At 66.4% G+C, this 25365-nt stretch carries 24 protein-coding genes; 13 read left to right on the top strand and 11 right to left on the bottom strand.

Annotated elements, in window-relative coordinates:
* Nucleotides 1-42: 42 nt before the first annotated feature.
* Both ILT42_RS09295 and ILT42_RS09290 read right to left on the bottom strand, forming a co-directional pair.
* Nucleotides 43-930, bottom strand: coding sequence for an alpha/beta hydrolase (locus ILT42_RS09295; protein WP_204215254.1), 888 nt, complete (start codon nucleotides 928-930; stop codon nucleotides 43-45).
* Between the two features lie 90 nt (nucleotides 931-1020).
* On the bottom strand, nucleotides 1021-1419 hold the full coding sequence (locus ILT42_RS09290) for a tautomerase family protein (RefSeq protein ID WP_204215252.1): 399 nt from the start codon (nucleotides 1417-1419) through the stop codon (nucleotides 1021-1023).
* A 121-nt stretch (nucleotides 1420-1540) separates the two neighbouring features.
* On the opposite strand from ILT42_RS09290, the gene ILT42_RS09285 reads away from it, so the two are divergent.
* Nucleotides 1541-2419: a LysR substrate-binding domain-containing protein gene (locus tag ILT42_RS09285; protein WP_204215250.1), complete on the top strand. Its 879-nt coding sequence runs from the start codon at nucleotides 1541-1543 to the stop codon at nucleotides 2417-2419.
* Between the two features lie 29 nt (nucleotides 2420-2448).
* On the opposite strand, the gene parE is transcribed toward ILT42_RS09285, so the two are convergent.
* Complete coding sequence (gene parE, locus ILT42_RS09280; protein WP_204215248.1) at nucleotides 2449-4512, bottom strand: DNA topoisomerase IV subunit B; 2064 nt, start codon at nucleotides 4510-4512, stop codon at nucleotides 2449-2451.
* Nucleotides 4513-4834: 322 nt separating this feature from the next.
* Here parE and ILT42_RS09275 point away from each other — a divergent pair, with 322 nt between their 5' ends.
* Nucleotides 4835-5020, top strand: coding sequence for a hypothetical protein (locus ILT42_RS09275; RefSeq protein ID WP_204215246.1), 186 nt, complete (start codon nucleotides 4835-4837; stop codon nucleotides 5018-5020).
* 71 nt (nucleotides 5021-5091) lie between these two features.
* Here the strand turns inward: ILT42_RS09275 and topA are convergent, their stop codons facing one another.
* The 3 genes from topA to ILT42_RS09260 all read right to left on the bottom strand — a co-directional run bounded on the left by topA (nucleotide 5092) and on the right by ILT42_RS09260 (nucleotide 10084).
* Entirely contained in the window at nucleotides 5092-7809 is a 2718-nt protein-coding gene (topA, locus tag ILT42_RS09270) for a type I DNA topoisomerase (protein WP_204215243.1), read from the bottom strand.
* Between the two features lie 148 nt (nucleotides 7810-7957).
* Complete coding sequence (locus ILT42_RS09265) at nucleotides 7958-9613, bottom strand: acyl-CoA dehydrogenase family protein (protein ID WP_204215240.1); 1656 nt, start codon at nucleotides 9611-9613, stop codon at nucleotides 7958-7960.
* 66 nt (nucleotides 9614-9679) lie between these two features.
* Nucleotides 9680-10084, bottom strand: a complete 405-nt coding sequence (locus ILT42_RS09260; protein ID WP_204215236.1) for a hypothetical protein — start codon at nucleotides 10082-10084, stop codon at nucleotides 9680-9682.
* 290 nt (nucleotides 10085-10374) lie between these two features.
* Between ILT42_RS09260 and ILT42_RS09255 the strand changes: the two genes are divergently transcribed.
* From ILT42_RS09255 to dprA, 5 genes are all read left to right on the top strand, one after another.
* Complete coding sequence (locus ILT42_RS09255) at nucleotides 10375-11322, top strand: aspartate carbamoyltransferase catalytic subunit (protein ID WP_204215234.1); 948 nt, start codon at nucleotides 10375-10377, stop codon at nucleotides 11320-11322.
* A 74-nt stretch (nucleotides 11323-11396) separates the two neighbouring features.
* Nucleotides 11397-11837 (top strand): endonuclease domain-containing protein, encoded by a 441-nt coding sequence (locus ILT42_RS09250; protein ID WP_204215232.1) that lies wholly within the window; start codon nucleotides 11397-11399, stop codon nucleotides 11835-11837.
* The gene (locus ILT42_RS09245) at nucleotides 11834-13129 is read left to right on the top strand and encodes a dihydroorotase (RefSeq protein WP_204215230.1); all 1296 of its coding nucleotides are present in this window, start codon (nucleotides 11834-11836) and stop codon (nucleotides 13127-13129) included. Before ILT42_RS09250 ends, ILT42_RS09245 begins: the two co-directional genes overlap by 4 nt.
* A gap of 10 nt (nucleotides 13130-13139) precedes the next feature.
* Nucleotides 13140-13742, top strand: coding sequence for a glycerol-3-phosphate 1-O-acyltransferase PlsY (gene plsY / locus ILT42_RS09240; protein WP_204215228.1), 603 nt, complete (start codon nucleotides 13140-13142; stop codon nucleotides 13740-13742).
* Nucleotides 13743-13747: 5 nt separating this feature from the next.
* Nucleotides 13748-14935: a DNA-processing protein DprA gene (gene dprA / locus ILT42_RS09235; protein WP_204215227.1), complete on the top strand. Its 1188-nt coding sequence runs from the start codon at nucleotides 13748-13750 to the stop codon at nucleotides 14933-14935.
* A 1-nt stretch (nucleotide 14936) separates the two neighbouring features.
* Here dprA and ILT42_RS09230 read toward each other — a convergent pair whose 3' ends face one another.
* On the bottom strand, nucleotides 14937-15173 hold the full coding sequence (locus ILT42_RS09230; RefSeq protein WP_204215225.1) for a hypothetical protein: 237 nt from the start codon (nucleotides 15171-15173) through the stop codon (nucleotides 14937-14939).
* Between the two features lie 190 nt (nucleotides 15174-15363).
* On the opposite strand from ILT42_RS09230, the gene arfB reads away from it, so the two are divergent.
* Nucleotides 15364-15783: an alternative ribosome rescue aminoacyl-tRNA hydrolase ArfB gene (arfB, locus tag ILT42_RS09225; RefSeq protein WP_204215223.1), complete on the top strand. Its 420-nt coding sequence runs from the start codon at nucleotides 15364-15366 to the stop codon at nucleotides 15781-15783.
* Nucleotides 15784-15869: 86 nt separating this feature from the next.
* Nucleotides 15870-16106, top strand: a complete 237-nt coding sequence (locus tag ILT42_RS09220) for a hypothetical protein (RefSeq protein WP_204215221.1) — start codon at nucleotides 15870-15872, stop codon at nucleotides 16104-16106.
* 27 nt (nucleotides 16107-16133) lie between these two features.
* Here the strand turns inward: ILT42_RS09220 and ILT42_RS09215 are convergent, their stop codons facing one another.
* Nucleotides 16134-17207 carry a lysine-2,3-aminomutase-like protein gene (locus ILT42_RS09215; RefSeq protein WP_204215219.1) on the bottom strand — a complete coding sequence of 358 codons (1074 nt, stop codon included), beginning with the start codon at nucleotides 17205-17207 and terminating at the stop codon, nucleotides 16134-16136.
* A complete protein-coding gene (epmA, locus tag ILT42_RS09210; RefSeq protein WP_204215217.1) occupies nucleotides 17204-18280 on the bottom strand; it encodes an EF-P lysine aminoacylase EpmA in 1077 nt (358 codons plus the stop codon). The genes ILT42_RS09215 and epmA overlap by 4 nt, the downstream gene beginning before the upstream one ends.
* Before the next feature lie 150 nt (nucleotides 18281-18430).
* Here epmA and efp point away from each other — a divergent pair, with 150 nt between their 5' ends.
* Nucleotides 18431-18997, top strand: coding sequence for an elongation factor P (gene efp, locus ILT42_RS09205; RefSeq protein WP_324617725.1), 567 nt, complete (start codon nucleotides 18431-18433; stop codon nucleotides 18995-18997).
* A 60-nt stretch (nucleotides 18998-19057) separates the two neighbouring features.
* Here the strand turns inward: efp and ILT42_RS09200 are convergent, their stop codons facing one another.
* Both ILT42_RS09200 and ILT42_RS09195 read right to left on the bottom strand, forming a co-directional pair.
* Nucleotides 19058-19708 (bottom strand): hypothetical protein, encoded by a 651-nt coding sequence (locus ILT42_RS09200; RefSeq protein ID WP_204215215.1) that lies wholly within the window; start codon nucleotides 19706-19708, stop codon nucleotides 19058-19060.
* Nucleotides 19709-19711: 3 nt separating this feature from the next.
* A complete protein-coding gene (locus ILT42_RS09195; protein ID WP_204215214.1) occupies nucleotides 19712-21865 on the bottom strand; it encodes a YadA family autotransporter adhesin in 2154 nt (717 codons plus the stop codon).
* 358 nt (nucleotides 21866-22223) lie between these two features.
* On the opposite strand from ILT42_RS09195, the gene ILT42_RS09190 reads away from it, so the two are divergent.
* The 3 genes from ILT42_RS09190 (at nucleotide 22224) to ILT42_RS09180 (ending at nucleotide 25339) form a co-directional block, all read left to right on the top strand.
* Nucleotides 22224-23408 (top strand): aminotransferase, encoded by a 1185-nt coding sequence (locus tag ILT42_RS09190; RefSeq protein WP_204215212.1) that lies wholly within the window; start codon nucleotides 22224-22226, stop codon nucleotides 23406-23408.
* A gap of 135 nt (nucleotides 23409-23543) precedes the next feature.
* Entirely contained in the window at nucleotides 23544-24644 is a 1101-nt protein-coding gene (locus ILT42_RS09185; protein ID WP_204215210.1) for a Ppx/GppA phosphatase family protein, read from the top strand.
* The gene (locus ILT42_RS09180) at nucleotides 24641-25339 is read left to right on the top strand and encodes an RlmE family RNA methyltransferase (protein ID WP_204215208.1); all 699 of its coding nucleotides are present in this window, start codon (nucleotides 24641-24643) and stop codon (nucleotides 25337-25339) included. Before ILT42_RS09185 ends, ILT42_RS09180 begins: the two co-directional genes overlap by 4 nt.
* Nucleotides 25340-25365 lie beyond the last annotated feature (26 nt).

The following is a 25365-nucleotide window of genomic DNA, read 5'->3' as shown; positions in this document are numbered from 1 at the left end:
CGAAGAAATTTTCGATCCATCGGAAAGGATAGCGATGCCCCGTTAGTTTCCGAGGCGGCATCGAGCCCAGCTGGCGATCATCGAGATGGCCTCATCGGCTTCCGGAAAGGCTCCGGCCCAGATCGGATAGATGTGCTGCATGCCGGGAGCGACGTGCAACGTGGCGTCCGTTCCGGCAAGTCCGGCATTGCGGACCAGACGAACGCTGTCATCCAGGAGGATCTCCTCGCTGCCCACCAAGCAAAGCACCGACTTCAAGCCGGATAAGTCTCCCAAAACCGGGGACGCCAAAGGCTGCGCCGGGCTCGCTCCCGCCAGATACCACTGCGCCATCTGCAGGAGCGACACCCGGGTGCATTCGATATCACGCTCCGCACACTCGTCCATGCTGGCGCCCTGGCATGTGAGGTCGGCCCAGGGCGAGAGCCCGATGATCCCAGCGGGCTGATCGAGACCCTGTCGCTTCAAGGCGAGAGCCGTCGCGAAGGCGAGCCCTCCGCCGGAAGAATCGCCCGCAATGATGACCTTCGATGCTTTGACGTCCTGGGACAAAAGCCAACGGTACGCCAGCACCGCATCATCGAGCGCGGCCGGAAAGGGGTGTTCAGGGGCGAGGCGATAGGCCGGGACAAGAACCCGCGTCTGGCATGCCTTCGCCAGATGACCGGCGGTTTTCCGGCGCGAAGCGGGCGAGCCGAGCATGTAGCCGCCACCGAAAAGGTAGAGGATGGCCGATGGCGGCGGAGGCCCCTCGGGCAGGGCGACGAAACCGCCGACCTCGGGAGCGGGCCGATAGGTCACGCCGGTCGGCTCCGCCGTCGCATCTTCGGCATGCTCCCCCGCCTCACGACGTTGGGCGATCGGGAGATCGACCTGCTTGGGGGCAACCCGCAGGAGATTCCAGAACATCTGCGCCTGCCGACTGACCATTCTGCTCCCCGGCACCTCAAGCGGACGAGGGGAGTATAAAGGAGTTTCCCTGCCCGGCAGCCGTCGCAACCGAGGTAGGCCGGGGCCGCGTCAGAAGTCCGTGCCTCTTTGTTGAACGAGGGCCATTGCGCCGATTCCATTGCCCACGGACCAGTCCGAATAGTCATTCTCATGGACGAAGATGAAGACGTCTTTGGGTGAGATACCTGAGCTTTTCTCAAGATTGACGGTGATCAGGCGATAGATCTCGCGCTTCATGGCGTCGCTCCGACCCCGGCGCATCGTGATTTCGATGAGGACCAAGTTATCGGAGCGGGCGATGCCGTTGAAGGTCCTGCTGTAGTGGAAATCCTTCGGATCATACTCGGAGACGATATTGAACAGTTCGTCCTCGGGCATCCCGATGGCATCGACCATGGCCTGATGGATTCCTGAGACGATCGCGTCGCGGGTCTGCCGGCTGGTGTCCTTGCGAACAGCCGTTCTCATGATGGGCATCTTGCGTCCTCGATGGTGAAGTCTGCCGGGTTTCATAACGCAGCAATCGACCCGTCAAAAACGAGATTTACACTGTTATAATGTGAGTTAAACTCGTCTTATGAAGCGACGTTTGCCTTCCCTGAACGCCCTGCGGGCCTTCGAGGCCGCTGGCCGGCTCGGACGCATGAACGCGGCTGCGGACGAGCTTTCCGTGACCCACGGGGCGGTCAGCTACCAGATCAGCCGGCTTGAGGAATATCTTGGGCTGAAGCTTTTTGACGGTCCCCGCAAAAGTCCCGTTCTGACCCAGGAAGGCGCCGCCTTGCTGCCGCGCCTCACGGTGGCGTTCGACCAGATCGAGGCTGTCGTCAGAGACGTCAGGCGCCCGGACTACGGGACCATCGACGTGTCATGCCTGAGCAGTTTCATGATGCGATGGCTGATCCCGCGCCTGTATCGGTTCAAGGCGCAGCATCCCGGCCTGAACGTGCGCCTCAGCGGCACCGACAGGCATCTGGACATGGAACGGGGCTCGCTGGACGTGGTGATCTCCGTGGGAGACGGAACCGATCCGAGGCTGCAGGATCTTGCCGACGCCGTCCACGTCGACCTCTTTCCGGAGGAACTGGGGCCGGTTCTCGCCCCGGGCCTAGCGGCAATGCTGGCGTTGGAGTCGCCTGCGACACTTCCGGCAGCGATGCTGCTGCGAACCAAGACCCGGCCGGATGCCTGGGAGGTTTGGGCTACCCGGCACGGCTTGAAGCCGCCCATACCCGAGGGGCCCGAGTTCGAGCACTATTATTTCTCGCTGGAGGCCGCCAGCGCCGGCCTCGGCATCTGCCTGACCCCTCGGCATCTCGTGGCGAGGGATATCGCCGATAACCGGCTGGTGGCTCCCTTCGGCTTCCTGACCAGCGGGAAGCGCTACTTTGCCCTTTATCGAAAGCGGCGCGGCGCGGGAGCGGCACAGTTTTGCGCCTGGCTCCAGCGGGAGGCAGCTTCAGACTGACGGAGGATCGGCCCCGGTCAGCCCAATGATCAGATGTCCAGATCCGCCTCGTCCGCGAACGCGGCGCGTTCCTGGATGAAGGCGAAGCGCGCTTCGGGTTTGTTTCCCATCAGGCGCTCGATCGCGTCTCCGGTCTCGGGGCGCTCCTCGGCCGCGATCACCACTTTCAGAAGCGTGCGCTTCTTCGGGTCCATGGTCGTTTCCTTGAGCTGGCCCGGCAGCATCTCGCCGAGACCCTTGAAGCGCCCGATCTCGATCTTGCCGTTGCCCTTGAAAGCCGTCTTCAGGAGCTTCTCCCGGTCGGCGTCCGTGCGGGCATAAATCGTCTTCGTGCCCTGGCTCATGCGGTAGAGGGGCGGGACCGCGAGGTAGAGATGGCCCGCATCGATGAGGCGGGGCATCTGGCGGTAGAAGAACGTGATGAGGAGCGATGCGATATGTGCTCCGTCCACGTCCGCGTCCGTCATGATGATCACGCGCTCGTAGCGCAGGTCCCCGTCGCGATAACCTGAGCCCGTGCCGCAGCCGAGCGCCTGGACCAGGTCCGAGAGCTGCTGGTTCTGGTGCAGCTTGTCCTTGCCGGCAGAGGCCACGTTGAGAATCTTGCCCCGCAGCGGCAGGATCGCCTGGGTGGCGCGGTCGCGGGCCTGCTTGGCGGAGCCGCCCGCCGAATCGCCCTCGACGATGAACAGTTCGGAGCCCGCCGCGCCCGCGTTCGAGCAATCCGCCAGCTTGCCGGGCAGGCGCAGCTTGCGGGTGGCGGTCTTGCGGGCGACCTCCTTCTCCTGGCGGCGGCGCAGGCGCTCTTCCGCCCGGTCGATGACCCAGTCCAGCACCTTGTTGGCCTGCTGGGGCGAGGCGGCGAGCCAGTGGTCGAAGGAGTCCCGCACCGCGTTCTCGACGATGCGGCCCGCCTCCACGGTGGCGAGCTTGTCCTTGGTCTGGCCCTGGAATTCCGGCTCGCGGATGAAGACCGACAGCATGGACGCGCAGGTGGCCATCACGTCGTCGGTGGTGACGGCCGCCATGCGCTTCTGCTGGCCGACGCGTTCCGCGTGCTCGCGCAGGCCCCGGAGGAGGGCGATGCGCAACCCGTTCTCGTGGGTGCCGCCTTCCGGCGTCGGGATCGTGTTGCAATAGGAGGACGAGAACCCGTCCTCGTTCGCCATCCAGGCGACGGCCCATTCAAGGGACCCGTGGCCGCCCTGCTTGGTGATCTTGCCGGAGAAGACCTGATCCGTGACGAGTTCCTTGCCCTCGATATCCCGGGCCAGGTAGTCCTTCAGGCCGTTGGGAAAGCGGAACACGGCCTCGGCCGGGACATTCGCCTCGCCCTCGATGAGGGAGGGCGCGCATTTCCAGCGGATCTCGACGCCGCCGAACAGATAGGCCTTCGAGCGCGCCATCTTGAAGAGGCGGCGAGGCTGAAAATGGGCGTCCTCGCCGAAGATCTGATGATCCGGCTTGAAGCGCACCTTGGTGCCGCGCCGGTTGAGGACCCGTCCGACGGTTTCCAGCTTGCCCTTGGGGATGCCCCGCGAAAAGATCTGGCGATAGAGGGTCTGCCCGCGCGCGACCTCGACGTCCAGGGTCTCGGAGAGCGCGTTCACCACGGACACGCCGACGCCGTGGAGGCCACCGGAGGTCTCATAGGCCTTCGAGTCGAACTTGCCGCCCGCATGCAGGGTCGTCATGATCACTTCGAGGGCGGATTTCTTGGGGAATTTCGGGTGCGGGTCCACCGGGATGCCGCGTCCGTTGTCGGTCACGGACAGCCAGTTGTCCTCTTCCAGCTCCACCTCGATGAAGGTGGCGTGCCCGGCCACGGCCTCATCCATGGCGTTATCGATCACCTCGGCGAAGAGGTGGTGCAGGGCCTTCTCGTCCGTGCCGCCGATATACATGCCCGGACGGCGGCGCACGGGCTCCAGGCCTTCGAGAACCTCGATGGCGGAGGCGTCGTAGCCGACCTCGTCCAGGGTGCCGCCCTGCGGCGCACGCGAGACCTTCACGGCGGCGTTCCTGGCGGCTGCCGTTGCGGCACGTTTCGCGGAGGCGCTGCCGCCATTGAAGAGATCATCGTTGTCAGTCATTCGAACCTTGGTCCGAGATGATTCGCGTGTTTTTGCATGGTGTCTCATCCCCCATTACATACGTGAACAAACCGTAAACAGGAAGAGCGTCGTTGGGTCACAAGCTGTGACCCAGTTACAACTTCTCGCCTAAAAAGACTCAGCTGCCTAGCCCCTAAGACTAAAGCCGCTTTTGCGTTGACGACGGTGCCTCCTATCATGGCCTCGAGGGCGTATTCCAGACCGGCGCCGGGAAAATGTCCGTTCACGGCATCGTCACAGGAACCGTTTAAAACAGGTTCACGTTGATTGGTTAAGCTTTCGGTAATGCGAGGAGGACACCGTGGCAGCCCAGACTTCTTTCGGTTCGGCGAGAAACCTGCATCTGACCCGCGCGGCGCGCGTGGCCGGAGAGGCGTTCGCCTTCAACGAACCGGACGCTGCCCCCGAGAAACGATCCCTCGGCCTGAGCCTCTTAACCGTCGCGGTCGGCGTGGTCGTCGCCCTGACGATCGTGGCCTTCCTCTAAGCGTCCAACCCCATCGTTGAGGCGCCGCCCGCTCGTTTGAGCGGCGGCGCTTTTGTTTTTGAAGCCGCGCTTCAAGCCGACTTCGACTTGCCTGCCGCTTTCTTCGCCGCCGGCTTCTTGGCTGGGGCCTTCTTCGTGGCACTGGTCTTAGCCGCAGCCTTTTTGGCTGGTGCCTTCTTCGCGGTGGTCTTGGTCGCCGTCTTGGCGGTCGCGGCCTTCTTCGAGGCGGCCTTCCTGCCACGCGCGGGCTTTTTGCTCGGCCCCATGGCCTCTCGGGCCCGGATCAGCCCGACAGCCTCGTCGAGGGTGATCGCGTCCGCCGACATGGCCTTCGGGATCGTGGCGTTGGTCTCGCCGTCGGTCACGTAGGGCCCGAACCGTCCGGCCTTCACCACCACGGCCTTGCCGTTCGACGGGTCCTCACCCAGCGCCCGGCCCGGATCGGCCGCGCCCCGCCGGAAGCCGCCCGCACCGCTCTCCTTGGCGACGATCAGGTCGATCGCCCGGTTGCCGCCGATCTCCAGGACATCGTCGTCCTTGCCGAGATTCGCATAGGTCTTGCCATGCTGAACGTAAGGGCCATAACGGCCGATGCTGGCCAGGATCGGCTCGCCCGTTTCAGGATGAACCGCCACCTGGCGCGGCAGGGACAGGAGTTTGAGGGCCTTTTCCAGGTCCACCTGGGCCGGTGACAGGCCACGCGGCAGGGAGGAGCGCTTGGGCTTCTCTCCCTCGCCGAGTTGGACGAAGGGACCGAATCGGCCGTCCCGCAGGGTCACCTGCAGGCCGGTCTCCGGGTCGTCGCCGAGAACCCTGGTGCCGGGCTGGCCGCCATTCTCGGACGTCGCGTCGCCGTCGCCGTTCGCGCCGTTGGTGGCGAGCTGGCGGGTGAACTTGCACTCCGGATAGTTCGAACAGCCGATAAAGGCCCCGAACTTGCCGAGCTTGAGCGAAAGCTGGCCGGTGCCGCAGGTCGGGCAGGTGCGCGGGTTCGAGCCGTCGCCCTTGTCCGGGAAGATGTGGGGACCGAGCAGCTCGTTCAGGGCGTCCAGCACCTCGGTGGTGCGAAGCTCCTTGGTCTCGCCGATGGCGGCCGAGAAATCGCGCCAGAAGTCGCGCAGGACCTGCTTCCAGTCGATCTCATGGTTGGAGATCCGGTCGAGCTGCTCTTCGAGATCCGCCGTGAAGTCGTATTCCACATAGCGGCTGAAGAAGCTCTCCAGGAAGGCGATCACGATACGGCCCTTGTCCTCGGGAACGAGGCGCTTCTTGTCGATGCGCACATATTCCCGGTCCTGCAGGACCTGCAGCACCGCCGCGTAGGTGGACGGGCGTCCGATGCCGAGCTCCTCCATGCGCTTGACGAGGCTGGCCTCGGAATAGCGCGGGGGCGGCTCCGTGAAGTGCTGGTTGGCCGTGATGCGGCGGCGTTCCAGCGGATCGTTCGCCTTCATGGGCGGCAAGCGACCTTCGTCCTCTCCACCTTCGTCGTCCTTGCTCTCCTGATAGAGCGTCAGGAACCCGTCGAACTTCACCACCTGGCCGGTGGCGCGCAGGTCGAGCTTGCGGGGGCCCACCATGGCGGCGATGTCCACCGCGGTGCGCTCCAGCTCCGCGGATTCCATCTGGCTGGCAATGGTGCGGATCCAGATCAGCTCGTAGAGGCGGGCCTGCTCCGGCTCCAGATATTTCGCGACCTGCTTGGGCAGGCGGCTCATATCGGTCGGCCGCACGGCCTCGTGCGCCTCCTGGGCGTTCTTGGCCTTGGCGGTGTACTTGCGGGGCGCGCCCGGCACGTAGCGGTCGCCGTATTCCTTGCCGATGACCCGGCGGGCGGCCTGGATGGCCTCCGGAGCCATGTCGACACCGTCCGTTCGCATGTAGGTGATGAGACCCACCGTCTCGCCACCAATGTCCACGCCCTCGTAGAGCCGCTGGGCGACCCGCATGGTCTGGGCCGGCGCCAGACCCAACTTGCGCGAGGCCTCCTGCTGGAGCGTCGAGGTCGTGAAGGGCGGGGCGGGATGCCGCTTGGCGGGCTTGGCCTCGACGCTCGTCACCGTGAAGGTCGCGAGCTCCAGGTCCCGTTTGAAGGCCTCGGCCTCCTCGCCCTTGCCGATGTCGAGGCGGGTGATCTTCTTGCCGTCCGCGCCCACGAGCCGGGCGTCGAAGACCGCACCCTCCCGGGTCGCGAGGGTAGCGATCAGGGACCAATATTCCTGGCTCTTGAAGGTCTCGATCTCGAGTTCGCGGTCGCAGACGAGGCGCAGGGCCACGGATTGGACGCGCCCCGCCGAGCGGGCGCCCGGGAGCTTGCGCCACAGCACCGGCGACAGCGTGAAGCCCACGAGATAATCCAGCGCCCGGCGCGCCAGATAGGCGTCCACCAGGGCCTGGTCGATCTGGCGCGGCTGGCGCAGAGCCGTTTGGACGGCATCCTTGGTGATGGCGTTGAAGGTCACGCGCTCGACCGGCAGGTCCTTGAGCACGCGCTTCTCCCGCAGCGCTTCGAGCACGTGCCAGGAGATGGCCTCGCCCTCGCGGTCCGGATCGGTGGCCAGGATGAGCTTCTCGGCTCCCTTGATGGCTTTGGCGATCTCGGCCACGCGCTTGGAACCCCGGTCCTCCAGGGTCCAGACCATGCGGAAATCGGCCTCGGGGTCCACCGAGCCGTCCTTGGCGGGCAGGTCGCGGATATGGCCGAAGGAGGCCAGCACCTCGTAATCCCTGCCCAGATATTTGTTGATCGTCTTGGCCTTGGCAGGCGACTCGACGACAAGGACTTTCATGAACGGATTCCTACGGTAGCCCGGACGGAACGGCGCCCGTCCTGACGAAATCGGCAGTCAGCCCTGACCACCGTGGGGAGCGGATAAGTGATTTATGACGGCCGACAAGTCAAATCGACTCGTGAGACCACCTCTCGCCGACGCTCCTTTATATGGTGACAAAAGCGCGGTCCAGCAAGGGTTTGAGGGCATGTCCGAGATCGTTGGCCCCAACCATCCGGGCAGGCTGCGCCAATCGGGTCTGGGCATAGGCCTGCGCGATCTCGGGCGGAGCCGACCGGGCGAGCGCGGCCGTTGCGGTGAGATGGTAGAGCTTGTCCGTGACCGCCCGGGCCTTCGCCTCGAGGTCTCCAGCCAGCAGGGCGCTCTGAAGCGACAGCACGGCCTCCGGGCCGCCCGGGAGGTCGCGGTTTTGCTCCAGGAGGTCGTGCAGGAGCGCGAAGGCTGCGTCCTCGTCCCGGCCCACCGCCCGCAGCACGTCCAGGGCGATGACGTTGCCCGACCCTTCCCAGATAGCGTTGACCGGGGCCTCCCGGTAGAGGCGGGGCAGGGGGCTCTCCTCCACGTATCCGTTGCCGCCGAGACACTCCATGGCCTCGAAAGTGAGGCGCGGGGCCGCCTTGCAGATGCCGAACTTGGCCACGGGCGTCACGAGACGGGCATAGGCGGCCTCCGCCTCCCGGCCCGTATGGTCGAAGCTATGGGCGACCCGAAGAGCGAGGGCGGTCATGGCCTCCGCATCCAGGGCCAGATCCGCCAGCACGGCCTGCATGGCGGGCTGGTCCACCAGCCGGCGCCCGAAGACGCTCCTGTGCCGGGCGTGGTGCACCGCCAGCGCCAGGCCCATGCGCACGAGGCCCGCCGAGGCTACCGCGCAGTCGAGACGGGTGAGCTGAACCATGTTTATGATGGTGCGCACCCCACGCCCTTCCTCCCCGACGCGCCAGCCGAACGCCCCCGCCAGCTCGACCTCGGACGACGCGTTCGAGCGGTTCCCGAGCTTGTCCTTCAGACGTTGGAAGTGAAGCCCGTTGAGGCTGCCCTCCGGCCGGAAGCGGGGCACGAGGAAGCAGGTCGGACCTTCACCGGTCTGGGCCAGGATCAGGAAGGCGTCGGACATGGGGGCGGACAGAAACCACTTATGGCCCGTCAGGCGGTATTCGTCGTCCCGGACGGGCTCGGCGCGGGTGGTGTTGGCCCGAACATCGGTTCCGCCCTGCCTCTCGGTCATGCCCATGCCGAGGGTGACGCTCTTCTTTTCCCAGAAGGGCACGAAGCTCTCGTCATAGTCCCGCGACGTGATCTTGGGCAGCCATGTGCGCAGATGCTCCGGCGCTGAGGCCAGCGCCGCCACGGACGCGTGGGTCATGGTCATGGGGCAGACATGGCCGCTCTCGACCCCCGCGACCGTGTAGAGCCGTGCCGCCCGCAGGAGATGGCCGTGTCCCGACGGCTGGGCCGGATCGGCCTGGTCCCAGGACGAGGCGTGGAGGCCGTCGGCGGTGCTCGCGCGCATGAGGCCGTGATAGGCCGGATGGAATTCCACACGGTCGATCCGCACGCCGCGCGGGTCGTGCGTCCGGAGGCGGGGAGGGTTCTCGTTGGCCAGTCGCCCGAGTTCGAGCCGGTCGAAGGAGCCCCAGCGGGCGCCGAACTCTGTGAGACCGGATGCCCCGTAGGCGAGGCCGTTCGCCTCCAGGCAATCGATCAGGGGCCGGTTCGACGCCACGAGGTTGACGTCCCGGAGCGGCGGCGGCTGATTGAAGGCCTCGTGGGTCTCGATGAACTCCAAGGAATGGTTCAATGCAGCCTCCGAACGCGTCCTGCCGTCGCATTTTCGCTCATCGGGCCGTCCCGGGGCAATCAAGGATCAGTTGATGGTGCCCGGCCCCTGCTTGGCCATGAGCAGCACCCGGTTGAGGGCGTTGCGCAGGGCCTCCGCGGTCTGGACGTCCACGGTGAGACGCGTGTTGACCGCCACCACGGTCTCGCGTTCCCCGAAGATCGCGTCGCGGATGTTGCGCTTGGCCCCCATGGTGATCGACACGGTGCTGCCGTTCACGAGGAGCACGTCGAGCACCTGATTGGCGAATTGCTCGGTGATGGTGGGGTTGTCGATGACCTTGAGCCGCTTCTCGGCCCTGGGGGCGGGAGCGGTTTTGGCTTCGCTCTTGGCCTCGACCCTGGCCTCGACCTCCGCGTCCAGGCGCTCCTCGGACTCCGTCTCGGCTTTCGCCTTGGCCTTGGAAGGTGCTTTCGTCTTGGGCGGCGCCATGCCGGCACTCCTCTGGAAGTCGGCTCCGAAGTGTCGAATGGATATTGTTCGAGTCAAGCGGGGGGCGCCTCTATCCTCCCCTTGAGGGGGAGGATCGGCCAATGGCCGAGGTGGGGTGGAATCACAACGCTAATCAATGCCGCGCTTCCCACCCCATCCCGCCGCTTCGCGGCGACCTTCCCCCTCGAGGGGAAGGTAGGGCTCCCCCGCAAACGCCCTGGAAAACCCTGCCCCTCGAGGATTGCGCGCTTGCCGCTCCGGCGATCTCCCCGTATAGCCGGTGCCTTAAGATGAGCGCTCTTCAGCCCCCCATTTTTCCCCACCGCCACCTGCTCGGGATCGAAGGGCTATCGGCCCTCGACATTCAGGCTCTGCTCGATCTCGCCGACCAGGAGGTCGAGGTCAGCCGTCAGGTCGAGAAGAAGAAGACGACCCTGCGCGGGCGCACGCAGATCAACCTGTTCTTCGAGCCCTCGACCCGCACCCAATCCTCCTTCGAGCTTGCCGGAAAGCGGCTTGGCGCGGACGTGATGAACATGTCGGTGGCGTCGTCCTCGGTGAAGAAGGGCGAGACCCTCATCGACACCGCCGCGACGCTGAACGCCATGCGGCCGGATCTCATCATCGTGCGCCATCACGCGGCGGGCGCGGTGCATCTGCTGGCCCAGAAGGTGGACTGCTCCGTGGTGAATGCGGGCGACGGCGCCCACGAGCATCCGACCCAGGCGCTCCTCGACGCCCTGACCATCCGCCGCAACAAGGGCCGCATCGAGGGCCTGGTCGTGGCCATCTGCGGCGACATCCTTCATTCCCGCGTGGCGCGCTCGAACATGATCCTGCTCGCCGCCATGGGTGCCCAGGTGCGCCTCGTCGGCCCCACGACCCTGTTCCCGCCGGGCATCGAGCGGCTGGGCTTCGAGATGTTCACGGACATGCGCAAGGGCCTCAAGGACGCCGACATCGTCATGATGCTGCGTCTCCAGCGCGAGCGCATGAACGGTTCCTTCGTGCCCTCAGTGAAGGAATATTTCCGCTATTATGGCCTGGACCAGGAAAAATTGAGCTTTGCCAAGCCGGATGCCCTCGTGATGCATCCCGGCCCCATGAACCGGGGCGTCGAGATCGCTTCCGAGGTCGCCGACGGCGCGCAATCGCTGATCCGCGAGCAGGTCGAGATGGGCGTTGCGGTGCGCATGGCGGTGCTGGAAGCGCTCGCTGCGAATATGGCGAACGGGTGAGGCTGAACCGCTGAGAAACCCCCTCTCCCCTATGCGGGAGAGGGTGGCGAACGAAGTGAGCCGGGAGAGGGGCCGTGGTCATCAAGAAAAACAACGTCACCCCGAGCCTGCGCTCGTTCGCCAATGAGCAGCGCTCCATCCCCACACGCGCCGAAGACCTGTTCTGGCAGCAGGTGCGGGCAGGGCGGTTCCATGGTTATAAATTCAAGCGGCAGGTGCCGATCACGCCCTACATTGCGGATTTTCTCTGCGCCGCTGCGCGCCTGATCGTCGAGTTCGACGGAGTGCCTCATGAGCGGCCAGAGCAGCAGGCTCATGAAATGAGGCGCGACGCCTTCTTGCGGGCCCAGGGCTTCCGGGTTCTGCGGTTCTCCAACGATCTCATGCTCGGCAACGGCAACGTCGTTCTTGACTCCGTCCGTCAGGCGATTGAAGCCGAGCTCGGCCCCTCTCCCGACCTGCTTCGCAGGCCACCCTCTCCCGCGGAGGGGAGAGGGGAAGAAGGTACTGCATGATTTCCGAACGCCCCCTCCTTCTGACCAATGCTCGCCTGATCGACCCTACTAATGGTCGCGAGTCCCATGGTGGCCTGCTCGTCCGCGACGGTCTCATCGCCGATCTCGGCCCACGGATCGGTTACGTTACGGATGCCACAGCCATCGATTGCGAGGGTCAAGTCCTCGCACCCGGCCTCATCGACATGCAGGCCTTCACGGGCGAGCCCGGCGCGGCCCATCGCGAAACGCTCAAGACGGCCAGCGAAGCGGCAGCGGCGGGTGGGGTCACCACCATCGTGGCGATGCCGGATACCAACCCGGTCCTCGACGATCCCGCCTTCATCGACTACGTGATGCGCCGCGCCCGAGATACCGCCATCGTGAACGTGATCCCGGCCGCTGCCCTGACCAAAGGCCTCGAAGGCCATGAGATGTCCGAGATCGGGCTTCTGAAGGACGCGGGCGCCGTCGCCTTCACGGATGCGGGTCGTTCGGTGACCAACGCCCAGGTCATGCGCCGGGCGCTCACCTATGCCCGCGATTTCGATGCCCTCATTCTGCACCACGTGGAAGACCCAGACCTGGTGGGGCAGGGGGTCATGAACGAGGGCGAGTTCGCGGCACGGCTCGGCCTGCCGGGAATCCCCCGCGAGGCCGAGACCGTGATGCTGGAGCGCGACATGCGCCTGGTCCGGCTCACAGGCGGGCGCTACCACGCCGCCATGATTTCCTGTGCCGATTCGGTGGAGATCGTGAAGGCAGCGAAGGCGAGGGGGCTTCCCGTCACCTGCGGGGTTTCGATCAACAACCTCGCCCTCAACGAGAACGACATCGGCGATTACCGCACCTTCCTGAAACTTTCCCCGCCGCTTCGCCACGAGGACGACCGGCAGGCCGTGATCGCGGCGCTTGCCGAGGGCGTGATCGACGTCATCGTGTCGGACCATAATCCACAGGATGTAGAGACCAAGCGCCTGCCCTTCGCCGAGGCCGCCCACGGGGCCGTTGGATTGGAAACCCTGCTCTCGGCGGCGATCCGTCTCGTGAACGCGGGCGACATCACCCTGCCCCAGGTGCTGCGCGCGATGTCGACGCGGCCCGCGGAAATCCTTGGTCTGCCTGGCGGTCGCCTGGAGCGCGGCGCGCCGGCCGACCTCATCGTGTTCGATCCCGACAGCCCTTACGTGCTCGACCGTCGGGACCTTCGCTCCGTCTCCAAGAACACGCCTTTCGACGAGGCCCGTCTGGAAGGGCAGGTGACGCGGACCATCGTTGCGGGCAGGATCGTTTTCGACCGCACCACGCCTTGAAGGGAACACGATGGCTGATTCCGAGAACTGGCCTTACATCTTCGGCGCCCTGCTCCTGGGGTACCTGTTCGGCTCCATCCCATTCGGCGTGATCATCACCCGGCTGGCGGGCGTCGGCGACATTCGCAAGGTCGGGTCCGGCAATATCGGCGCCACGAACGTTCTGCGCACGGGCCGCAAGGGCCTCGCAGCGGCGACCCTCGTGGGCGATGCCCTGAAGGGCACGGTTCCAGTCCTGATCGCCTGGCGCTGGGGCGTCGAGGGCGCCTCTATTGCGGCCATGGGCGCGTTCCTCGGCCATCTCTTCCCAGTCTGGCTCGGCTTCAAGGGCGGCAAGGGGGTCGCGACCTTCATCGGTGTGCTGATCGGGCTAAAATTCGTGGCGGCCCTCGCCTTCGCGGCGATCTGGCTCTCGGTCGCCTTCCTCAGCCGTTATTCCTCGCTCTCCGCTCTCATCGCCAGCGCCGTCACGCCTGTGGTCCTTTGGTTTCTGGATGAGCCGCGCATGGCGGGCGTTTCCATCATCCTCACGGCCTTGCTCTGGTGGAAGCACCGGGAGAACATCGAACGGCTTCTCGCCGGGACCGAGGGCAAGATCGGGCAGAAGGGATGACGGGCGTGCGACTGACCGAGGAGCAGCGCGTCGACTGGCTCCGCCTGATCCGATCCGAGAGGATCGGCCCGCGCACGTTTCGGGCGCTCGTCAACCAGCATGGCGGCGCGGGCCCTGCCCTGGAGGCCTTGCCGGAGATCGCCCGCAAGAGCGGCCGTCTGCTCCTGAAGGTCGCGACCCGGGCGGAGGCCGAAAAGGAGATGGCCCAGGCGGCGCGGCTCGGCGCACGCTTCGTGGCCATGGGCGAGCCGGATTATCCGAAGGCGCTGCAGGCGATCGACACCGCCCCGCCGCTGATCGCCGTGCGCGGTTCCGTGGAAATCCTGTCAAGGCCCTCGGTGGCCGTCGTGGGCTCCCGCAATGCATCCGCCGTGGGCCTGACTTTCACCGAACGGTTGTCCAGGGCCTTGGGCGAAGCGGGCTATGTGGTCGTCTCGGGCCTCGCCCGGGGCGTCGACACCCGGGCCCACCGGGCAACCCTCGCGACCGGCACCGTCGCCGTCCTGGCGGGCGGGCATGAGCGCATCTATCCGTCCGAGAACGAGCCGCTCTTGAACGCGATCGTCGAGAACGGCGGCGCGGTCGTGTCCGAGATGCCGATGGGCTGGGAGCCAAGGGGACGCGATTTTCCGAGGAGAAACCGGATCGTGTCCGGCCTCTCCTACGGTGTCGTGGTGGTCGAGGCCGCCCGGCGCTCGGGATCCCTGATCACGGCCCGCTTCGCGCTGGAGCAGGGGCGCGAGGTCTTTGCGGTTCCGGGTTCGCCCCTGGATCCCCGCGCCGAGGGCACCAACGATCTCATCCGAGACGGCGCCACGCTCTGCGCCGACGTGTCCCACGTGACGAGCGCTCTCGAACCCCTGATCGCCGCGGGACCGCGCTCGGACCGGACGGCTGAGGAGCCGGGCTCGTCCTGGGCGGAATCCCTGTGGGACGAACTCGACCTGCCGGGAATCGAGCCGGCGCCTTCGCGCATGGTCGAAGCTTTCGAAGGCGAGACCGAAACGGCGGTCGCGTTGGAGGAGCAAGGGCAGAGCCTTCTCGACCTGCTCGGACCCTCGCCGGTCTCCGTCGACGACCTCGTCCGTCAGTCCGGCCTGTCGATCCGCGCCGTGCAGACGTCGCTGCTCGAACTCGAGATCGCTGGACGCCTGGAGCGCCACGGCGGCAACGCGGTGTCGCTGCTGCGCTAGGTCAGTCGTCCTTCGCCTTGCGGGCGAGCCCGGCGGCCTCAAGTTTGGCCATGTCGAGCAGATAGGCCAGAAGATCGAGCTTGGCCCTGCGGGCCAGATAGGACAGCTCCGCCGAAAATTCGGCGATATAGCGAGCGGTTTCCTCCGGCGAGAGACCCGTGGCGATCGTGACCTCCGGCTTGGATCCCGGATGGGCGAGGACGTCTTGTCTCTGCGAGCGAGAGGGGGTTTTGGCCATGGGTGCCGAACGATCCGCTGGATATAGAGTATCGATACAACTAACGATCAGACAAGATCAGTCTATGTACCTTTGGTTGTGAAGCGTAGGTATATGGGGGTGGGAAGCGTTGGCGTCGCCGCTTGTCGCCGTGCTAGACCCGTCGCAGGCGGAGCCGAACGCTCTGCCTTCCCTTCGAGCCGAGGCCCGCATGATCGTCGTGACCCCATCCATCCGTCTGGACGAACGGGAAATCGAGGAGACCTTCATTCGCGGCTCCGGCCCAGGGGGCCAGAATGTCAACAAGGTTGCAACCGCCGTCCAGTTGCGCTTCGACGTTCGAGGGTCGCCCTCCCTGCCGGAGGATGTGCGAGCACGGCTTGAGCGTCTCGCGGGTCGGCGCCTGACTGGCGAGGGGGTGCTGGTGATCACCGCCCAGCGGTTTCGCACCCAGGAACGGAACCGGGAGGACGCTCTGGAGCGGCTCGTGGAACTGGTGCGGCAGGCGACGGAACGTCCCAAACCCCGCCGGCCCACCAAGCCCACCTACTCGTCCAAGCTCAGAAGGCTCGAAGGCAAGAATAAACGTTCCCAGATTAAGCAGGGCCGACAGAAGGGCGGTTTCGACTGAGCTCCCAGCGAGAGACGCTCGCTACTCTGTTTCATAAAGAAGCCATCTTTGGCCTCGACTTTGGAAACGACGCAAAGGGGCTCCCCATGATCGTATCGAGGCTCATCCTGTCCGTCCTGATCGTCGCGGCGGCTTCGATCTTCTTCGAGGGTGGTGCCCGCGAGGCCGACGATCCGAACCCGGACGACACCAGGCGGCAGCAGCATTGGCGCGACAGGCTCAAGGCCGTTCAGACGATCACGCAGGACGATGGCAGCACGCAGAGCGCGCGCGCGCAGGACCGGGCTCCGCAGGACGATCCGCCGGGCGGCGCCGAATCCTGACCGGCAAATGCCGTGCGACGGGCGGAGTCAGCCTCCGGCCGGGACAGGATCGTCAGGCGGCGGATAGGCATGGGTCCCCCCGCGAAAATCCGTGACCGCATAGCAGCCTTCGCCGCGATGCTCGACGGCATTCGGGCTCATCACGGCTTTGCCGTGGCCTCCGGGAATGTCGAGCACGTAGGTCGGCTGGCAAAGGCCGGAGACCCGGCCCCGCAAGCCCGCCACCAGGGCCTGCCCTTCCGCGATGGACAGCCGGAAATGGCCGGTCCCGGGCGCCAGGTCCGGATGGTGCAGGTAATACGGCTTGATCCTGGCTTCCACGAAAGCGCGCATGAGAGCCGCCAGGGTCTCGGGATCGTCGTTCACCCCTTTCAGCAGAACGGACTGGCTGATCATCGACACTCCGGAATCGACCAGCCGGGCGCACGCCGCCCTGGCAGCCGGCGACAGCTCGCGGGGATGGTTGGCGTGAAGGGCCACATAGGTGCTTTTGCCCGTCGCCTTCAGGGCTGCGATCAGTTCCGCATCGACGTGGTCCGGGTCGACCACGGGGACGCGCGTGTGGAAACGCACGACCTTGACGTGGTCGATTCCCGCCAGCCGCTCCATCATATCGGCCAAGCGGCGCGGCGACAGCACGAGCGGGTCGCCGCCGGTCAGGATCACCTCCCAGATCTCAGACCGGGACGCGATGTATGCGACAGCTCGGTCGAGCGCGTCCGGAGACAGGGTCCCGAGGCCCTGGGGCCCCACCATCTCCCGCCGGAAGCAGAACCGGCAATAGACCGGGCAGACGTGAACCGCCTTGAGCAGAACCCGGTCCGGATAGCGGTGAACGATGCCCTCGACCGGGCTGTGCGCGAGATCGCCGATGGGATCGGCCCGCTCCTCGGGCGCCAATGTCAGTTCGGCCGCCTGCGGAATGAACTGGCGCGCGATGGGATCATCCGGATCGGCGGGGTCGATGAGGTCGGCGATGGCGGGGCTCACGGCCACGGCGTAACGCTCTGCGACCGTGCGGATGGCCGGCAGCTCCGCGGGATCGAGCAACCCGCGCTCGGACAGCGCATCGGGCGTGCGCAGGGTGCGGGCGGCGCTCATCGGGCCGGCACCGGCGTCGGTTCCTGCACCGGCGCCCAGAGCACCTGGTCGATCCGCGATGCCCCCGTCGCCAGCATTACGAGGCGGTCGAAACCCAGCGCGATGCCGCTCGCCTCCGGCATGTGGGCCAGGGCAGCCAGGAAATCCTCGTCGAGGGGATAGGTCTCACCGTAGACCCGCATCTTTTCCGTCATTTCCGCCTCGAACCGACGTCGCTGCTCGGCCGCATCCGTAAGCTCCCCGAAGGCGTTGGCCACCTCGACCCCGCAGGCATACAGCTCGAACCTCTCGGCAACCCGGGGATCGCGGGCGGCCGGACGGGCAAGGGCGGCCTCGGCCACGGGGTATTCGTCCAGGATCGTGGCACGGCCGTGGCCGAGCCGAGGCTCGACCTTCTCCACGATCACCCGGCTGAAGAGATCGGCCCAGGTGTCGTCAGCCGCGACCCGGATCCCGGCGGCGCGCAACCGATTGGCCAAGCCGTCCCGGTCGGTTTCCCCGGAGGTCGCGATCGTGGCCAGCAGGTCGATGCCCGCGTGGCGCTCGAAGGCCTCCGCCACGCTCAGGCGTTCGGGCTCCCGGAACGGATCGGCCTCGCTGCCCCTGAAACGGAGCCTCGTCGCCCCCGCGGTCTCGGCCGCGAGACCGAGACACTCGCCGCAATCCGCCATGAGACGTTCATAGGATTCACCGGCCCGATACCATTCCAGCATGGTGAATTCCGGGTGGTGCAGGGGGCCGCGCTCCCGGTTGCGATAGACGTGGGCGAAGCACAGCAGTCTCTCTTCGCCCGCCACCAGGAGCTTCTTGCAGGCGAATTCGGGGGATGTATGCAGGTAGAGGGGCTGCTTCGTTCCATCCAGGCCAAGGGCCTGGGTGGCGAAGGCATGAAGGTGGGCCTCGTTGCCCGGAGAGACCTGAAGCGTGGCGGTATCGACCTCCACGAAATCCCGAGCCTCGAAGAACCGGCGCAAAGCGCCCTGAATGCGGTTGCGAGCCAGGAGGAAGGGGCGCCGGTCCGCGTGGATATGGGGCATCCACCAGGGGGAGGGCGCGGCGGATGGGCTGGTCATCGAAGGCGTCTCTTGAAAACTAACCAAGGTCACGGACTGGCGATTTGCGCCGAGATGCGATAGGTGCGGCACAGAGATATTCCGTATCGCTGAAGGCAGGGCTCCCCGGCACAGGCGGTGCATCCACCTCTGTCACAAGGAAAGCGTCCCGTGAAGGTCATCGCCTCTTCACTGCGTAAAGGCAACGTCGTCGACATGGACGGCCGTCTCTATGTGGTTCTGACCGCCCAGAACATCCACCCCGGCAAGGGCACTCCCGTCACCCAGCTCGACATGCGCCGCATCTCGGACGGTGTGAAGGTGTCCGAGCGCTACCGCACGACGGAGCAGGTGGAGCGCGCCTTCGTGGAGGACCGGGAGCACACCTTCCTTTACAGCGACGGGGAAGGCTACCACTTCATGAACCCCGAGACCTATGAGCAGCTCGCCGTCCAGGACGACATCATCGGGGATCAGGCCGCCTACCTTCAGGAGGGCATGGCCGTGATGCTGAGCGTCCATAACGGCGTGCCGATCGCCATTGAGCTGCCGGCCCGGATCACGCTGGAGATCACCGAGACGGAGCCGGTGGTGAAGGGCCAGACGGCCTCCTCGTCCTACAAGCCCGCCATGCTGTCCAACGGCGTGCGCACCCTCGTGCCACCCCACATCCAGGCCGGCACCCGCGTGGTCATCATGACGGAAGACGGCTCGTACGTGGAACGCGCCAAGGACTAAGTCTCCCGCACGACGAAATGATTGGGGGGCGGCTCGGGGACATCTGGGCCGCCCTTTTCCTTATTCGGAGGCGGGTGGCACGGCCGGGCGTCGCGGCCTCGCGGGCTCCGGCGCTGGCTTTGCCGGCTCTGGCTTGGCGGCGGGCGCGGGTTTGTCCTGCGCCTGGGGCGGCTCGGGGGGAGGCGGCGCTGGGGCCACCGGGCCCGACTGGCCCACATTGATGCCGATCCCGAAGGGACGCCAACGGCCTTCCACGGGCGCGAAGATCAGCTCGAAATTCACCTGCAGTGGCACGGACGGGAAGAAGCCCGCCATGCGCATCTGGCCGTTCGGGGTAATTTCCGGCAGGACGGTCAGCCTCGGCTCGAGAACCGTGACCCCCGACAGGTCGATCTTCTGGCTGCGCAGGTTGCTGAAGATCTCCGACAGGCGGGCGGAGGTGTTGGCCGCCTGGAAACCCGGCGATCCCAGCTCCCGCAGCACCGTGTAGTTGCCCGTCTCGTTGGCCTGATGGACCGCCAGCAGGACGGAGCGGATGAGGATCAGCACCCCGTTGCGGTCGATCTGGGCGGGACGGGTCTGGGGAGCCGTGGCGGCGGCTGGTGCCCCCGAGGGGGCCAGGGAGGGCGCCTGGGCGGATGCCGGCACGGCCTGGAGCGCCAGGAGGCCCAAGACCCCAAGCCCAAAAAACCTCGAACCGATGAGCGCCACGCCTCAGAACTCGCCCGCTAGGCCGACCCGCACGCCATGGTTGGCGTCGCCCGCAAAGGCGTAGCCCGCAGTGATCGCCATGGGGGCCGCCGTGTCGAGGCGGTGGGCCATGGAGGCGCCGACGCCATACTCGCCCCGGAAGGTTGCCCCGTTGACGGCCCAGCTCGTGCGGCCGGGCAGGGATGGCATCGGCGCCGTGGTCATCGCCATGGCGGCAGCCGTTCCCCGGCGGGCTTCCTTGCGGGAGTCGACGGCGTAATCGGCGAGCGCCGCGAAGCCGTATTCCAGGTTGCCGACGCGGGAGTTGAGGCTGTCGATACCGCTCAGGTCGATGGCGGTCGTGGCCAGATTGCCCGCGCTGTCGGAGGTGACGAACTGGGTCGGACCGCTTTGGGCCGCCCGGCTCCCGGCCGAGGTCACGCCCGCCAGCGTGTAGGTGTTTCGGGCCGTGCCGACCGCGACCTGGTTCGGGCGGCTCGTGACGGCGCCGGTGCCGATCGCGACGGCGCCCGCATGGCTCGCCCGGGACCCCTGGCCCACGGCGGTGGCCCCGCTGGCGCTCGCGACGGCACCTTGCCCGAGCGCCGTGGCGCTTGCGGCGGACGCGACGGCGTTCCCACCGAACGCGGAGGCGTTGTTGCCCGTGGCGGCAGCCTCGAACCCCACCGCGGTGGTCGGATCGGCGGTCGCCCGCGCCCCGGAGCCGATGGCGGTGGCGCCCGCGAAGGTCGCCTGAGCCCCCGAGCCGAAGGCCGAGGTCCCGGCGGCGCTCGCCAGGGCCGTGCTGCCGGAGGCGGTGGCTCCCGCGCCTGAGGCGCTGGCGGCCTGTCCGAGGGCGGTCGCTCCGGCCGCGCTTGCAAGGCTGCCCTGGCCGAAGGCGGCGCTGTTGGCGCCAGAGGCGTTGCTGCCGTTGCCTGCCGCCGTCGCTGCCGCCCCGCCCGCCTGGCTCGACGTGCCGGCTGCGAACGCGTTGGCCCCAGCGGCCGTGGAGCCGTAGCCGACCGCGAGCGCATCCGGGCCGCTCGCGACGGGATTGGCGAAGCCGCTCGTGTTGTTGGCCGAGACCGGCGCATAACCGCCGACGCCCGACAGGGCTGCGTTGAGCTGGCCGACATTCACCGCGTCGGTTCCCGCGACACCGGATGCGACACCGCTCAAGACGCGCGCACCGTCGGTGCCGGCGAAGTTCACGGACGTGCCGCCGAACGTGCTGGCAACCGTGATGGCGTTCGTGACGGCGTCGCGCTGGACGAGGCCGATGGTGCCGTTGGTGATGTTGTTGGTGAGGGTGGTGACGTTGCCGGAGACCGTGCTCACGGTCGTCGTCAGGTTGCTGATGTCGGTGGTGTTCGTGGCGACCCGGGTATCGAGCCCGCCCAGCGCCGACCCGACATCGGTGTAGGTGGTCCCGGAGAGGGTGTAGGACACCCCAAGCCGGCCGCCCGTGATCGTTTGGGTGCCGCCGAGGGCGTCCGCGACGCTGTCGAGCTGGTCGCCCGTGACCGCCTGCGTGCTCCCGGCCGCGACGGTGCCGTTCGCTACGCCCGTCAGGGTGCGCGATGCTCCGCCCGAATTGGCGAAGCTGACGCTGGTGCCAAGGGTTTGCGCGCCGACCGTGATCGGAGACGTGTTCGTGGCCTGGCGGACGAGGCCCGCCGTTCCGTCCTCGAGTCGGTCGATGCGGGTGTCGAGGCTGATGATGGCGCCCGTGTCGAAGCCGACGAAGAACGCCAGGGCGGCGACGCTGTCGGAGAGGTCGTCGAGCTGGCCGAAATTGACAGCGTCTGTGGCGGCCGTTCCGTCAGACACGTTGGTGAGCCTCCGCGTCGCGCCGCCGGAGCCGAAAGATACCGTGTTGGCCTCGTTCGCGATCGAGCCCGCCCCGATCGCTACCGAATTGAACCCCGTAGCCTGGGCCTGATCGCCGATCGCAGTCGCATTCGCGTTTAAGGCGTTTGCCTGGGTGCCGCACGCGACCGAGCCCGGTGCAACGGCCGACGCGCCGCTGGGTAAGCCGAATTCGTCGGCACAAATGAACTGCGCCGAAGCGGGCGCGGCGAACAGGGAGCCTCCTGCCAGGGCGCCGGCTGCCGCCGCCAGCCTCCATCCACTGCAGGAATGGGGCGTTGCATTCACCTGCGAGCGAAGACGGATCATGGCGTTACCCTACTCTTGCAAGACGAGGACGATTTTCGTCCGAGATCGATCACGAACCGCAAAGACGATGTTCTGTTATTGCAGTCAAAATGCCGTTCGCAGCCATCGTAGAGGCGTTGTCGAGGAACTTGGTCTTAATTCTTGAAGTGTTCACGCGGATTTATAGTCGTGTGACTTTGGGGCAACTAAGGTCAGTTGCCCCTGGAAACCTGGGACTGTCGGCCCACTTCCAGTTTCCATGAGGTCGGCAATGGCGCGTGTCCGCAGGAATGTGTAGGCATGATCCTGCACCCTTCGGCCGAATGGCCTCCACCCATCCCGCCCAGGCAATCTCCCGCCGCCGACCCGAGCTTCGTTCATGCGGTCCACCCCGTCGCCCATTCTGAATCCCCTCGTCACGAAGGTCGGATCGCCGCCAATTCCGGAGGCTCGCGCTTGGCTGGACCGCTATGATGGCGCCCATGGACCGGCGATCAACCTATCTCAGGCGGTGCCCGGCAACGCACCCCACCACGCCTTCCTAGAGCGCTTGTCGGCGGCGTCCGGCTCACCCGACGTGGCCCGGTATGGGGCCATCGAGGGCGATGGCGACCTTCGGGCCGCATATGCGGCGGACCTGTCCAGGCTCTACGAGGCGCGGATCGAGCCTGCCGACATCGCCATCACGGCCGGCTGCAACATGGCCTTCTTTGCCACGGTCATGACGCTCGCCCGGCACGGTGACGCGGTGCTGCTGCCGACGCCCTGGTACTTCAACTATCAGATGACCTTGGACATGCTGGGCGTTGACCCGCGTGCGCTGCGCTGCCTCGAGGAGGAGGGGTACGCCCCTCGCGTGGAGGACGCCGAGCTGCTGATCGACGAGAAGGTCAAGGCCATCGTCCTCGTCACACCCAACAATCCCACCGGCGCCGTCTATCCCGACCACCTCATCGAGAGCTTCGCGGATCTATGCCGGCGCAAGGGCATTTATCTCGTGATAGACGAGACTTACCGGGACTTTCTGCCAAGCGGCGTGAACCGGCCCCATGGGCTTTTCGCCAATCCGACTTGGCGCGACACGGTGGTACAACTCTATTCGTTCTCGAAGTCCTACGCCATTCCGGGCCATCGGATGGGTGCCATCGCGGCGGGTCCGAGCCTCATCGGGCAGGCCGCCAAGATTCTCGACTGCCTCCAGATCTGCCCACCGCGTCCCGCCCAGACGGTCCTGCCCTGGGCCATCGAGCACCTGCGGGACTGGCGGGAGGAGAACCGGGTCGAGATCAACCGGCGCGCGAGCGTGTTCCAGGCCGCCATGCGGTCCTGCTATGACTGGGATATCGAGTCGGCCGGAGCCTATTTCGCCTATCTGCGGCACCCCTTCGCCGATCACACGGCGCAGCAGGTCGCCGAGCGGCTGGCGACGGAACGGGGTGTCCTTTGCCTGCCGGGCAGCTATTTCGGGCCGGGGCAGGACAACAACCTGCGGGTCGCCTTCGGCAATGTCGGGGCTGAGGTGCTGATGGACCTGACAGCCCGCTTCAAGGGTTTTTCCATGTGAGCCCACCGGCCTCTCCCGCGATTCCCACGGGAGACCGGTTCTGCCACGCGGATCTGCCCTTGGCAGAGCCGGTTCCCGGTTGTTAATCTTCGGGTCGAATGGGACGCCGGATACGAGGCGTCCAAGGATTGTGTTTTGACCGTTAAGAACGACGCGATTGCCGAGGCGGGAGACGAAAGGGCCGATACCGTCGTAGGTTCGGGCCTCGCGACGCCCTGGACTGTCCCCCGGCCCCCGAGCCGCCGGTCCTCGCGTAGCTATGCGGCGCTCGATCTCGGCACCAACAACTGTCGCCTGTTGATCGCGGAGCCTTCCCACTTCGGCTTCCGGGTCGTGGATGCTTTCTCGCGCATCGTGCGCCTCGGCGAGGGGCTGGGCCTCGGCAACCAGCTCAGCCCGGACGCCATCGAGCGCACCATCGACGCCTTGCGGGTCTGCCGGGACAAGATGTCGGCGAGGGACGTCAGGCGCGCGCGCCTCGTGGCGACCGAGGCCTGCCGTCTCGCCGCGAACGGACCCGCTTTCATCGAGCGGGTGCGGGGCGACCTGGACCTCGAGCTGGAGGTCGTGGACCGCAAGACGGAGGCCTATCTGGCCGTCACGGGCTGCGCCGCGCTGGCCGATCCGAAGGCCCATTCGGTCATCATCTTCGATATCGGCGGCGGCTCGACGGAGATCGCCTGGCTGGACGGGCAGGCCACCAGCCCGCACTCGGACCCCACTCAGCGGATCCGGGCCTGGGATTCGCTCCCGGTCGGGGTCGTCACCCTCGCGGAGCGCCACGGCGGCATCGACGTCACCCGCGACATCTTCGAGGGCATGGTGGAGGAGGTCGCGGACCTGCTTCTCGATTTCACCGTCGTGGCCGCGCAAGCCTCCCGCGCCAAGGACTTCCATCTCCTCGGCACGTCCGGCACCGTCACCACCGTGGGCGGCATCCATCTGGGCTTGCCGCGCTACGACCGCCGGCGTGTCGACGGATTGTGGATGCAGTCCCGCGAGATCACCCGCGTGATCGAGGGCCTGATCGGCACCAGTTTCGAGCACCGGGCGGGCAATGCCTGCATCGGCAAGGAGCGGGCCGATCTCGTGCTCGCGGGTTGCGCGATCCTCGAAGCCATCCGGCGCGCGTTTCCGTCGGACCGCCTGCGCATCGCCGACCGGGGCCTGCGCGAGGGAATTTTGATGAACATGATGCGAGAGGACAGCGTCTGGCATCGGGAGAGCCATCGGTGAGCGAGAAAAGCGGTTCCGGCACGCGGAACCTGAAGCAACGGGTCAAGACCGCCCACAAGCGCTCCTTGTCGTCCCAGAAATGGCTGGAGCGCCAGCTGAACGACCCGTATGTGGCGCGCGCCAAGCGCGAGGGTTATCGTTCGCGCGCGGCCTTCAAGCTGCTGGAGATCGACGAGAAGTATCATCTTCTCAAGCCGGGTCAGCGCGTGGTCGACCTTGGCGCGGCGCCGGGCGGCTGGGCGCAGATCGCGGCCAGGAAGGTAGGCGCGAAGGGAAAGGTCGTGGGCATCGATCTGCTCGACATCGACCCGCTGCCGGGCGTCGAGTTCATCCAGCTCGACTTCCTCGACGAGACCGCCCCCGGCAAGCTGATCGACATGCTGGGCGGCCCGGCCGATATCGTCATGTCCGACATGGCCGCCAACACCACCGGCCATAAGAAGACGGACCACCTTCGCATCATGGGCCTGGCCGAGGCCGCAATCTATTTCGCCCGCGAGATCCTCGCGCCTGGCGGTGCCTTCGTGGCCAAGGTGTTCCAGGGCGGCACCGAGAGTCAGCTTCTGGCCGATCTCAAGCGGGATTTCGCCGTGGTCCGGCACGTGAAGCCTTCTGCGAGCCGCTCGGATTCGGCGGAACTCTATGTGCTCGCCACCGGTTTCCGTGGGTCGAAGGAACAGGCCGAAGACGAATAGGTCCTAGGGCCGGATGGGGAGGGGAT

The sequence above is a fragment of the Microvirga pudoricolor genome (assembly GCF_016892705.1).
GTDB classification, from domain to species: Bacteria; Pseudomonadota; Alphaproteobacteria; order Rhizobiales; family Beijerinckiaceae; genus Microvirga; species Microvirga pudoricolor.
The sequence above is the reverse complement of the archived record's forward strand: the minus strand, read 5'-3'. Positions and strand labels throughout refer to the sequence as shown.